Genomic DNA, 11,592 nt, shown 5'->3' with positions numbered 1-11,592 from the left:
TCTGTCCCAATCGATTTAGCAATTTCATGTGAACTTTCTTTGCCTTCTAAGTATCGTAAAGCTGCTTGTAATTTTTCCTCTGCAGTATATTTAGCCATAAAAAAATGCACCTCCAATTGTTAGATGTGTCTAACAATTGGGGTGCAGTTCATTTGCGAGAGGTTTTACGTTATCTGTTAGCAGAGGTCAATCTAGCCTCCGTTTGTGTTAACTCGTTGTAACGAAACGAATAGTTCTAATAATGGTAGGGAGTATGCTAAAATTAGCTTCTTGTACTTAATAGTAAATAGATAAAGTAAGGTGCTCCTAATATGGCTAACACGATACCAACGGGTAATTCCGCAGGTGCAATAATGATTCGGCTAATAGTATCAGACATTAATAAAAGCAAAGCACCAATTAATGCACTAAATGGAATCACCCGATAATGCAAACTACCTACTAATTTTTTTGCAATATGAGGTGCAATTAACCCTAAAAATGTAAGTCCACCCCCAACTGCAACACAGGTGCCTGCTAGAAGCACGGCCAATACTAGAAGTCTTTTACGTTCTTTTGTGACATTAATACCGACACCAATAGCGGTCATCTCATTCAATGCTAGAATATCTAGTACGCGAGCTTTATAACAAGCGAAGGGTATTAACACCACTATCCAAGGAAGTAACGCGAGCACAAATGTCCAAGTACTGCCCCAAATAGATCCCGAAAGCCAGATGAGTGTTCTAGTAAAATCGATAGGTTCCATGCGAAGTTGGAAAATGGTGATTCCTGCACTAAACGCAGCATTAATGCCAACTCCAACTAAGAGCATGCGCGACGGAGACACCTGTCCTCTTTTATAAGCTAATAAATAAATGATAGATGCCGCAAAGAGTGCACCCATTAAGGCGATTAGGGGCATAAAAAAGATAGACATCCATGAGCTAGAAAATAACAATCCTTGAATAAAGAATGTATACAACACAATAGCAAACCCTGCACCGGCGTTAATGCCTAAAATACCTGGGTCTGCTAGCGGGTTTTTTGAAATACTTTGTAGGATGACACCTGACACAGCAACACCAAACCCAACAAGGATGGCCATGCAAATACGGGGGAAGCGAAAGCTAAAGATTGTTAAAGCATTGTCAGGGGAGCCCTTCCCTAGCAAAGTTTGAAGAAAACTTAAAATCGAAAACTTCATATACCCTGTATTCACACTAATGAATGCCACTACAAATAGCAGTAGCAAACATATTACGATATAAATAGAAAAACGATGTGTATGTTTACGTATTAAATTATGCATTATAAACCTCTTCCATCTTTACGAGCTAAGTATAAGAAAAAGGGCACACCGATAATTGCAGTAACAGCACCTACTGGGGATTCAAAAGGACTCATGATGCTGCGAGCTACAATATCCGCAAATAACAATAAACAGCCACCTATAATGGCTGAAATAGGTAATATCCAACGATAATCAACTCCAACGATTGCTCGTACGATATGTGGCACAACTAAACCAACAAAACCGATAATACCTGCAATGGAAACGGCTGCACCGGTTAATAAAAGCACAGTAATTGTACAAAGCACACGTATAACTGTTGTTCGTTGACCTAGCCCTGTTGCTACTTCTTCACCTAAACTCATAACAGAAATTGATTTTGCTAATATCATTGCCAACAGTAAGCCGATGATGACAAATGGAATTGCGACCTTTATATGTATTGGCTGAATAGAAGAAAGACTACCTGCATACCAATAGCTTAAATCTTTAGCAATATCGTACTTTAGACCAATTGCTGTAGATAGTGCACTTAGAAAAGCAGAAATGGCAGCGCCAGCTAATGCTAGTTTTACAGGTGTAATGCCACCTTTTGCAACCGCAGTTAACGTAAATACTAGTGCGGCTCCAGCACCTGCCCCAATAAATGAAAAAAGTATAAGCATAGCGAAACTAGGTGTTTGAAACAGCGTGTATGCAATGGATAACATAAAACCTGCACCTGAAGTAACCCCTAATATGGAAGGGGAGGCAAGAGCATTACGCGTAGCACCTTGCATAATCGCTCCTGAAACAGCGAGGGCACTACCAACGAGAAGTCCTGCAACTGCACGTGGAATACGCAACTCATGTAAAATGACATGTTCATTATTAGTTTCATCGTAATGTAAAAGGCTATTCCATATTGTTTTATAGGTTAGTTCGTTGGCGCCAAATCGAATCGAAATGACAACAACCAAACAAATTAAACAAATGAATAGCAATAGAGTGAGAATATTATAAGTTATACGGTAATGAAGTCTAACGAAAGCTAATGATTTTCTCTTCATCCATGTAAAAGCTCCTAGCATTGACATAATAAATTTTTTATTTTATTTTTTAAATGAGAATGATTTTCAATATCAATTAAATTATAACATAATCGTAGTTAGGAGGCATTAACATGATTTTAAAAATGAAGAAATGGGGATTAACATGTGCTAGTGTCTTCGCATTCATGCTAATAGGATGTGGAAATAACGAGACAAATACTGCTTCACAAGATGATACAAAATCGGAGCACAAAATAGACCATGTTCTCGAAAATCGAACGCTAACAGATGCGATAGGCAATAAAGTTGAAGTTCCGGTTCACCCTAAGCGGGTCATTGCTTCTTACTTAGAGGATCACCTTGTTGCACTTGGAATAACGCCAGTTGCGCAATGGAGTGTTCGAGATGGTGCAAGCGTTCAAGATTACTTACAAGATACATTGAAAGATGTTCCAACAATACCATTTGATTTACCGTTTGAAGCAGTGCAAAGCTTTTCACCAGATTTGATTATTATGGACTCTGCCGCTATGGTGGAAGGAGATAAATATGCGCAATATAGCAAAATTGCACCAACTTATGTGATTGGAGCAGAAGTAAACAATGACTGGCGTGATGAACTTCTACGTGTTGGTGAAGTGTTTGAACAAAAAGATAAAGCACAACAAGTGTTAGATGACTATAATGCCAAGGTGAAAGAAGCAAAACAACAAATTCAGCAAAAGGTTGGTAACATTTCAGCCGCAGCCATCTGGGTTGTTGGCGGGAAGTTTTTCATCGTTTCACAAAATCTTTCGAGCGGAGATGTGATGTACAATGATCTTGGCTTAGCTGTGCCATCAGTTGTACAAGAAATCTCAGCAAACGCGACAGCCAATTGGAATGAAATATCACTTGAAAAGCTTGTTACGTTAGATGCAGATCATCTGTTTATTATTGATAGTGGTGACGATGCAAGTGTCCAAGCATTAAGTGAAAAATTATGGGGTACTATCCCAGCAGTCCAAGCTGGTCATGTACATAGTTTGCCAAAAGATTCAAGTTGGTTATATACAGGCGCAATTGCCAATACGAAAATCGTTGATGATATCGTCAATGTTTTAACAAAATAAAATTGAGCGGAAATCCGCGAAGTGAGAAGGGAATCCCGCGGAAGGAGAGCACAATTCCGCGAGATGAGGAGGGAATTCCGCGAAATGAGAACACAATCCCGCGAAACCAAACAAGACATAGAGATGGATACTAACAGTTAATTTTCTATTTCAATTATCACTTCGCTTTCATCTTCAGGATTTACTTGAGAGTTTAGAATTAACCATAAAACCATTTATTGCTGTAACGATTATTACGATGATAATGATTGTTAGGCATATTTTGACCACGTTCACAAAGCCTTCACTTTCTTATAATTTATTGTGATATAAGTGTGATATAAATTTAAATTAGTACTTTTTTATAAAAATTATAATATAATTCATAGTATTAGATTAATAAATAGCAATTCTTTACGCTCTTCCAGTTCGATGGTTAAGGACGAGTTCGTACCTAGAGCTTGTATGTAAATATTTTTACGTTCATTCCTCAAATAAAAATTTTTTGAACTCCAGTTGTATCCCACATAAGAATACAAGTATAGACATATAAATAAAGGTAGCGGAAAAATACGAGCTTATAACCATTGATAGAATCATATCTAGTAGCTTCTATTGACGCATAAAAAATCAAAAAACTTAAGAAATTCTTAAGTTTCAACTAAGGTAAAAATTAAGATTTATTTTCTATAATATAAAAAAAAGGAAATTACGAAACCATTTGAAGAATTAAAACGTATTGGTATTAATAGAACATTATTGAAGTAGGTGAGGATATGGCACATACCATTTACATAGTATTAACTAAAACAGGTACTTTACTATCGAAGGCGATAGGTATGTACACTGGAAAAGAGATGAATCATGCATCGATCGCCTTTGATGATGGACTCTTTGATATGTATAGCTTTGGGCGAAGACAGATAAATAATCCTTTAAGTGGTGGGTTTTTACGAGAAAATGCTGAATCTGGACTTTTTGAGTGTGCTGATTGTGTCATTTATCGCTGTCGAGTATCGTCCTATCAGTACTTAGAAATGATTAGAATTGTGCGTTATATGTATTGCAATCGAGAACGTTATAAATACAATTTTATCGGGCTATTTGGTGTAATGATGCAAAAAGAAGTGCGCAGAGAACGTGCGTATTTCTGCTCACAGTTTGTAGCTACACTTTTAAAAATAGGTGGACTAAAGATTTATCAAAATCCAGCGTTAATGACACCAGACTGTATTGCACAATTACCATATTTAGAGGAAATCTTTGCTGGAAAACTAGCAGATTATTTACAAGATGTACGTCAACCAGCAATGCTGTATGGATAAATTTTTCTCATCAGACGCGATTGACGTTTTTCTGATATAATAATTTATTGGAATACGAGATGAGGTGATAAAAGTGCAAATTGTTATGGTTGAGGGTGTACCATATGCTTGGCTACATCAATTACAAGCAATTCATGCACATGTATTTGATGGTGCACGCCTTAAGCTTGAAAAACTTGAAGACAAGAAAGAACTTCTTTGTTTATTTGCAGTTGAAAAAGAAGAATTGGTCGGATTTAAACTAGGTTATACACATCCTGATGGCGTTTTTTATAGCTGGCTAGGGGGCGTCGATGAAAAGATGCGAGGTCAAGGAATTGCAAGTCAGTTGATGAGATATCAACATGAAAAAGTGCAAGCGCTTGGCTTTAATAAAGTTCGTACATACGGTAGAAACGAGCGGAAAGCAATGCTCATCACAAATATAAAACATGGTTTTGACATTATTTCAACCTTTGTAGATGATAAAGGACGACATAAAATAGTATTTGAAAAATTATTGAATTGAGGAATTTATAATGAAGGCATATTTAGCAAACGGGTTATTTTCTTTAGGGGATCGTTTAGTCAATGAACGATTAGCATCGGCAATTCGACAAGCGATACCGGATATTGAATTATATGTACCACAGGAGAATGATGCAATAAACGATAAGACAGGGTATGCGGATAGTTTGGCAATTGCAGAGGCTGATTTAGCTATGCTACAAAAGAGCGATGTATTAGTCGCGGTATTAGATGGTGTCGAAATTGACTCTGGTGTTGCAGCTGAAATAGGGGCATTTGCTATGCTCAACCGTCCAATCGTTGGGGTATTTACAGATGTGCGTCAACAAGGGCGTGAAAATATGATGAAAATAGAAGCGCTTATTCGTGATGGGATTGAAAATCAATTCGTCTACCGTAATTTATTTGTCATCGGTTTAATAAAACGCAGCGGTGTCATTACTTCCTCTATTAACGATGCTGTATTAGCGGTGCAGGAATTCCAACAATAAGGAGGATTGCAAATGCTTTTAACAACAACGGATGTTGTTGCTGGAAAAGTAATTGAAGAAACATTAGGTTTAGTCAAGGGCAATTCAGTTCAATCAAGAAATATTGGACGCGATATGATGGTGGGGCTTCGGAATATTGTTGGTGGTGAAATGAAAGAGTATGCAGAAATGCTCGTTCGCTCAAGAGAAATTGCTACACGTGCTATGGAAGAAGAAGCTAAACGCCTAGGTGCGGATGCGATAGTGGCAATTAGATATTCGACATCATCCGTAATGGATGGCACCTCCGAGGTTTTAGCCTATGGAACTGCTGTAAAATTAAAAAAATGACTTTAACAGAGGACTTCAGTCTAAGATTGAAGTCCTTTTAGTTTTAAATATTGATAATAATAACAAATAAGTGGTATGTCCGTCTGTGAAGTGTGTGTAATAGTAAAATTATTAATGAACTAATTATCCCAAATATATAGAAAATTCGTAGTTAAAAGGACTAATAATGTCCATCTCGTTTTGTATAATAAGAGGGTAACTATGTAGAAAGAGTGGGATATATGGTGGATTCACAACAAAATAAAGGCTATCGTGTCATTTCGATGTTTGATAGATTGATGGATGGCCAAGGGATAAGCAAAAAGCAAGAAGCATTTACACATCAGGTTGGTGAAAAAACCATACAACGGGATTTAGATCAAATTAGAGTGTATATTGAAAAAGCTAAATTAGATTGTCATTTAAAATATGTACGAACTGAAAAACTGTATAAGCTGACGAAAACAGGAGAGAATGTTTTATCGAAAGAACAAGTGCTGGCGATTGTTAAAATACTAATCGAATCAAGAGCACTTTTAAAATCAGAAATGAGCGACATCATCGATAAGCTAATTTCAATTGTTGCAGCGGATAAACAAGAGTTTATTCATAATATCATATTAAATGAAAAGCATTTATACGTTGATTTAAATCATAAAAAATCTCTTTTACATTTAATTTGGGTAATTTCAGAGGCGATTCAGAAGAAAAAAATAATTAAAATTGATTACTTACGTGAAAGTGAATCAATTCCTTCACAAAAAATATTAAAACCTCTCGGTGTTATTTTCTCAGAATACTATTTTTATCTTATTGCTTATGATAGTAAACATGAGAAGGATTTACCGATTGTCTATCGCATCGACCGTATCCAGCATTTTTTGGAGTTAGATAAGAAATTTCAGATCCCTTACTCAGAGCGCTTTCAGGAAGGTGAATTTCGCAAACGTATTCAATTTATGGATGCAGGTGAGCTAATGCATATTAAATTTATGTTTAAAGGGCGCTCACCGCAAGCTGTTTTAGATCGTTTGCCAACCGCCAAAATTTTGTCAAATAATGCTGGGGAATGCTTATTTGAAGCGGAAGTTTTTGGGCGTGGTATTAGAATGTGGCTGCTTAGTCAAGGTGAAAATATTGAAGTGTTAGAGCCACTTGAGCTAAGAGAGGAAATGATTGAAACAATCCAATCCATGCAACAAAATTATCTTTACATGTAAGCATGAAAACATGATTAAAAAACGATTCCCTTGCCGACTATAGTAAAAAGGGGGATTTAAGATGTATTCACTTTCAAATTTTAAATTACTAGTAGAGAAACAGGAAGAAATCGATGCAATTTATCAAAATTGTGATGAATTAAAAATAACAACTGTTGAACCAAAAATCTCCTCTGAAGTTGAGCATTTTTTTGAATGTAGTAAAAAGCATTTAGAAAGCCAAGGATTTAAAGTGACAGTGACAACATCAAAGCTAAATGCACAATATAAGCAAGCGTTTATTACTATCGACAAGCATTCTAAAGACTTAGAGGAATGTATTTTTATTAATTTAAATAATTATGTAGAAGATCAGTTATCGATTATGTTGGACATTGAATCACAACAATCCCAACAAATCATTACATATAATAAAGATGGCTTCTCGACGGCTTTAGAACAAGTAAATGAAAAGTTAAATCGAGCGAAAAATCTCCAAAATGCTTGTCGAGCCACGAAGCTTATTTATAAAAATAATCTAAATAATATTTTCCATTCTGCTGATGAGGCAATAAACTATTATTTTAAATAATACGGGACGTAAAAATTAATAAGGAAATTAAGCATACTAGGAGTAGTTCTAGTATGCTTTTTTAATTTTCACCAGTACATACGAGTTACTATCATTTGTTTGCGCATCTTCATTTTTTAAAATGAAAAGTTTTGGAAGAAGGAATTTTTACGAAATTTGAAGAATTAAAGGTAAGGTAAAGGAGGAGTTACATGTTTCCAATTATAGAGACAGAAAGATTAATATTAAGAGAAATAACGTCTGAAGATGCTTTGGACCTTTTACGCTGTTTTTCAAATAATCAAGTTACTCAATATTATGGAATCGATACATTTACGACAATAGAACAAGCTGAAAAACTAATCGAATCCTTTTCAAGAAGCTTCAAGGAAAAGAGAGGCATTCGATGGGGGATAGAAAGAAAAGAAGCGAAAGGTATAATTGGCACAATTGGCTTCAATGCTTGGTCACCAAATCATAAGCGGGCAGAAGTCGGCTATGAAATTCATCCTGATTACTGGAGAAAGGGCTATACGAAAGAAGCTATTACTGAAATTTTGTCTTATGGATTTGCCAAGATGGAGCTAAATCGGATTGGGGCAATTGTTTTTATCGAAAATGTGGCATCAAATCAATTGCTAACGACAATGGGTTTTCACAATGAAGGAATTTTAAAAGATTATATGTATCAGCAAGGAAAACCACATGATACATACGTATATGCGATTTTTAAAGATTAATGATTATCCAGATGAAAGAAACGAGCCCAAATTCACCTTTTCAAGGTGAGCTTGGGCTCAAGTGATTTATAGTATTCATTCAGTCTTTAGTCAAAGTTAATAGAAAGTTGTCTCGATGTGATTCTTCTTGCATTTTGTTATCGACTAACATGGCACCATATTTCACATTTGTCTTGCTGGGATCTACTAAAAATTGAACATTTACTTTAGCATCCTTGTTGTTGATAGGACAATCCCCTTTAAATTCCACAACATCTTGTCCCTTTTGTGTTTCAAAATATAGCCAATACGGATTTTGACAAGATGATGCAAAAGCTGTTGCTAATGATTTGTTACTATTTTCAATTGAATAGTTTTTGACATATGTAATATATTCATTATCTGTTATATCTTTTTGTGGACCGTAAAAATACCAAAACACCCCTAAAATGCCGATTGGAATTATCCACAAAATATTACGCTTACTCAATTTCCCCATATCCCATCCCCCTTATAACCATATTTTATCATCTCGACACTCTTATTTGCTAGCTCAATATAATATTTTCTAGTTTAACCTTTTTTCTTGTCGACTGTAACTTGAAGAGGGGAGAAGCTGTTTTCCTCCAAAGTGAAATTTAACAAACAATTTGGGTTTTTCCATTTTTATTACCTCCTCTTAGAGCTTCTGTAAATCACTACGTTTTGACATTTGGTAAATAAAAAAGACCATCTCAAATGAGAATGGTGTTCCGAGGACGAAGACATTAGATATTTTATATTGTTTAAAGTAAAATAGTGGTATGGTATTTCATTAACTCAACTAATCCGATTAGTTGAGTTTTACGTTTTTATAAAAACGCTATTCAAATATTTAAAAGAAGATGTGATTATTTAATGGGTAAAATTGCTATTTTGGCTGAAAAACCATCGCAGGCAAGAGCTTATGCTGAAGCATTTAAAATTAAACATAAAGAGAAGACGTTTATAGAGTTAGAGCCATGTGCTACATTTCCAGATGGAGCAGTTATTAGTTGGGGGATTGGTCATCTCGTCGAATTAAAGGAACCTAAGGAATATAAAAAGGAATGGGAGAAGTGGTCATTAGATTCGCTGCCGATTATTCTAGAAAAATATGAAGATAAAGTTGTTCGTAATATGTACACACAGTTTAATGCAATTAAAAAAATTTTCCACGATCCACAAGTGACAATGATTTATAATGGGTGCGATGCGGAGCGTGAAGGATCCAATATTTTTTATTCCATTTATAAAATGACGAAAGTAAAAAAGCCTGTAAAACGTTTATGGATTAACTCTTTAGAAGTCGACGAGATTCGAAAAGGGTTCCAAAATATACAAAGTAACGAGCGGGATATGCTAATGTATCAAGAAGCGAAAACGCGTCAAATTAGTGACTGGCTTGTTGGTATGAACTGTAGTCGTTTATATACACTACTTCTTCAAAAGAAGGGCTTTAAAGGTAGCATATCAATTGGGCGTGTACAGTCACCTACAGTATATTTGATTTATAAAAGATTACAAGAAATTGAGAATTTTAAACCTGAGAACTTTTATGAAATTGAGGGTCTATTTAAAGCCCAAAATGGTATGTATAAAGGCAAAGCGAAAATTAAATCAAAAGTTAGAGAAGAAGTAGAGCAACTGTTGATGCAGCACGGTATTCAGCCAATTGATAGTGGTCAAATTGCGAATGTCTCGAATAAGACGAAGCGAATCCAGCCACCAAAATTGCATGCATTATCAACGTTGCAAGCAACAGCAAATAAGCGCTGGAAATATAGTCCGGCACACGTGTTGAAGCTTACGCAGTCATTGTATGAGAAAAAGCTAGTATCTTATCCTCGGACAGATTCCCAGCTAATTACGCACAACGAATACGATTATTTAAAAGATTCGTTGCAAAAATACCAACAACTCATTCAACAGTCATTTGCACCTGTTGTAAGAGCCCAAAATAAACGTTATGTTGACAGTTCAAATGTAGGTGAACACTATGCCATTATTCCAACGAAAAAGGTACCAACAGAAAAAGCGTTGCAATCGATGGCTGTAGACGAAAGAAATATTTATTTTGAAATATTAAATACAACACTTGCAATGTTTCATCAAGATTATGAATATGATGAAAAAACAATTTTAACAACTGTGAAAAATTTAGGATTTAAATCGGTGGGGAAAACAGAGCTTGTGAGGGGCTGGAAGGCGCTTTTCACTGCTGATAAGGAGCCGCAAAATCGTGATGAGGTACTACCTGTTGTGACACAAGGCGAAATTGTCCAAAGCAAGGTCGAAATTATAGAAGGCACGACAACTCCTCCAAAGCCCTATACGGAAGGGCAGTTAATCACCATGATGAAAACTTGTGGTAAATCGGTTGAAGATGAGACAGAAATTGAAATTTTAAATTCGGTTGAAGGTATTGGAACAGAGGCAACTCGAAGTGGCATTATTGAGACAATTAAAAAGCATGGATTTATTGAAGTAAGGAAAAATATTGTAAGCATCACACCTAAAGGAGAACTACTGTGCAAAGCGATTGAAGGAACATTGCTTTCTAGTCCTTCTATGACAGCTAAATGGGAGATTTATTTAAAAAAAATAGGGCGTGGAGAAGGATCCGCAAAACATTTTATTGATAATATTGGAAAATTTATTCAGCAGCTAATCGGTGAAGTGCCAAATAAAATTAACACGTTAACGATTGAAGCGGAGCAGTTTACAAAGCCTGCTGCAAAAGATATCGTAACGTGTCCGTCATGCAAAGTCGGTAAAATCAGCTTACGTAAGAAATTTTATGGCTGCTCAGAGTATAAAAGCGGCTGTAAACAAACTTTTCCAGAAAGATTATTAGGGAAAAAGCTTACGGAAAAAAATATTAGGGATTTAAGTACTAGTGGTCAAACTACAGAGATTAAAGGATTTAAAGCTAAGAGTGGAAAACAGTTCAGTGCCGTACTTCGTTTCGTCGAAGGGAAGATTGAATTTGAGTTTAAGACAAATAAATAATGGCTATCTAGATACTCAAAATTTATTGATTTGAGCAGATGATAGA

12 protein-coding genes are annotated in these 11,592 nt (G+C 35.6%); 9 read left to right on the top strand and 3 right to left on the bottom strand.

All coding sequences use genetic code 11. The annotated features are described in order from the left end of the window. Positions 1 to 262: 262 nt before the first annotated feature. Together ACQKNX_RS24185 and ACQKNX_RS24180 are read right to left on the bottom strand one after the other, a co-directional pair. Entirely contained in the window at positions 263 to 1,291 is a 1,029-nt protein-coding gene (locus ACQKNX_RS24185) for a FecCD family ABC transporter permease (protein ID WP_427431104.1), read from the bottom strand. Then, positions 1,291 to 2,322: a FecCD family ABC transporter permease gene (locus ACQKNX_RS24180; protein ID WP_427431103.1), complete on the bottom strand. Its 1,032-nt coding sequence runs from the start codon at positions 2,320 to 2,322 to the stop codon at positions 1,291 to 1,293. Before ACQKNX_RS24180 ends, ACQKNX_RS24185 begins: the two co-directional genes overlap by 1 nt. Positions 2,323 to 2,435: 113 nt before the next feature. On the opposite strand from ACQKNX_RS24180, the gene ACQKNX_RS24175 reads away from it, so the two are divergent. The 8 genes from ACQKNX_RS24175 (at position 2,436) to ACQKNX_RS24140 (ending at position 8,537) form a co-directional block, all read left to right on the top strand. Beyond that, positions 2,436 to 3,416: an ABC transporter substrate-binding protein gene (locus tag ACQKNX_RS24175; RefSeq protein WP_427431102.1), complete on the top strand. Its 981-nt coding sequence runs from the start codon at positions 2,436 to 2,438 to the stop codon at positions 3,414 to 3,416. A 755-nt stretch (positions 3,417 to 4,171) separates the two neighbouring features. Then, on the top strand, positions 4,172 to 4,720 hold the full coding sequence (locus tag ACQKNX_RS24170) for a hypothetical protein (protein ID WP_427431101.1): 549 nt from the start codon (positions 4,172 to 4,174) through the stop codon (positions 4,718 to 4,720). 73 nt (positions 4,721 to 4,793) lie between these two features. Continuing rightward, a complete protein-coding gene (locus ACQKNX_RS24165; RefSeq protein WP_427431100.1) occupies positions 4,794 to 5,228 on the top strand; it encodes a GNAT family N-acetyltransferase in 435 nt (144 codons plus the stop codon). A 10-nt stretch (positions 5,229 to 5,238) separates the two neighbouring features. Beyond that, positions 5,239 to 5,718, top strand: coding sequence for a nucleoside 2-deoxyribosyltransferase (locus ACQKNX_RS24160; protein WP_427431099.1), 480 nt, complete (start codon positions 5,239 to 5,241; stop codon positions 5,716 to 5,718). Between the two features lie 12 nt (positions 5,719 to 5,730). Beyond that, complete coding sequence (locus tag ACQKNX_RS24155; RefSeq protein ID WP_427431098.1) at positions 5,731 to 6,048, top strand: YbjQ family protein; 318 nt, start codon at positions 5,731 to 5,733, stop codon at positions 6,046 to 6,048. A gap of 221 nt (positions 6,049 to 6,269) precedes the next feature. After that, positions 6,270 to 7,247: a helix-turn-helix transcriptional regulator gene (locus ACQKNX_RS24150; protein WP_427431097.1), complete on the top strand. Its 978-nt coding sequence runs from the start codon at positions 6,270 to 6,272 to the stop codon at positions 7,245 to 7,247. Positions 7,248 to 7,308: 61 nt separating this feature from the next. Next, positions 7,309 to 7,818 carry a hypothetical protein gene (locus tag ACQKNX_RS24145; protein ID WP_427431096.1) on the top strand — a complete coding sequence of 170 codons (510 nt, stop codon included), beginning with the start codon at positions 7,309 to 7,311 and terminating at the stop codon, positions 7,816 to 7,818. A 191-nt stretch (positions 7,819 to 8,009) separates the two neighbouring features. Beyond that, positions 8,010 to 8,537, top strand: coding sequence for a GNAT family N-acetyltransferase (locus ACQKNX_RS24140; protein WP_427431095.1), 528 nt, complete (start codon positions 8,010 to 8,012; stop codon positions 8,535 to 8,537). A 79-nt stretch (positions 8,538 to 8,616) separates the two neighbouring features. Here the strand turns inward: ACQKNX_RS24140 and ACQKNX_RS24135 are convergent, their stop codons facing one another. Beyond that, positions 8,617 to 9,015 (bottom strand): glucosamine 6-phosphate synthetase, encoded by a 399-nt coding sequence (locus tag ACQKNX_RS24135; RefSeq protein WP_427431094.1) that lies wholly within the window; start codon positions 9,013 to 9,015, stop codon positions 8,617 to 8,619. Between the two features lie 398 nt (positions 9,016 to 9,413). On the opposite strand from ACQKNX_RS24135, the gene topB reads away from it, so the two are divergent. Beyond that, positions 9,414 to 11,546 carry a DNA topoisomerase III gene (gene topB / locus ACQKNX_RS24130; protein WP_427431093.1) on the top strand — a complete coding sequence of 711 codons (2,133 nt, stop codon included), beginning with the start codon at positions 9,414 to 9,416 and terminating at the stop codon, positions 11,544 to 11,546. Positions 11,547 to 11,592 lie beyond the last annotated feature (46 nt).

The organism is Lysinibacillus sp. NPDC093712, from assembly GCF_050280025.1.
Lineage (GTDB): Bacteria > Bacillota > Bacilli > Bacillales_A > Planococcaceae > Lysinibacillus.
This window is presented reverse-complemented; position numbering and strand designations above follow the sequence as displayed.

Bases quoted from the DNA above. Each gene is read 5' to 3' on its own strand.
- ACQKNX_RS24185 (WP_427431104.1), bottom strand. From the start codon at position 1,291: ATGCATAATTTAATACGTAAACATACACATCGTTTTTCTATTTATATC.
- ACQKNX_RS24180 (WP_427431103.1), bottom strand. From the start codon at position 2,322: ATGAAGAGAAAATCATTAGCTTTCGTTAGACTTCATTACCGTATAACT.
- ACQKNX_RS24175 (WP_427431102.1), top strand. From the start codon at position 2,436: ATGATTTTAAAAATGAAGAAATGGGGATTAACATGTGCTAGTGTCTTC.
- ACQKNX_RS24170 (WP_427431101.1), top strand. From the start codon at position 4,172: ATGGCACATACCATTTACATAGTATTAACTAAAACAGGTACTTTACTA.
- ACQKNX_RS24160 (WP_427431099.1), top strand. From the start codon at position 5,239: ATGAAGGCATATTTAGCAAACGGGTTATTTTCTTTAGGGGATCGTTTA.
- ACQKNX_RS24155 (WP_427431098.1), top strand. From the start codon at position 5,731: ATGCTTTTAACAACAACGGATGTTGTTGCTGGAAAAGTAATTGAAGAA.
- ACQKNX_RS24150 (WP_427431097.1), top strand. From the start codon at position 6,270: ATGGTGGATTCACAACAAAATAAAGGCTATCGTGTCATTTCGATGTTT.
- ACQKNX_RS24145 (WP_427431096.1), top strand. From the start codon at position 7,309: ATGTATTCACTTTCAAATTTTAAATTACTAGTAGAGAAACAGGAAGAA.
- ACQKNX_RS24140 (WP_427431095.1), top strand. From the start codon at position 8,010: ATGTTTCCAATTATAGAGACAGAAAGATTAATATTAAGAGAAATAACG.
- ACQKNX_RS24135 (WP_427431094.1), bottom strand. From the start codon at position 9,015: ATGGGGAAATTGAGTAAGCGTAATATTTTGTGGATAATTCCAATCGGC.
- topB (WP_427431093.1), top strand. From the start codon at position 9,414: ATGGGTAAAATTGCTATTTTGGCTGAAAAACCATCGCAGGCAAGAGCT.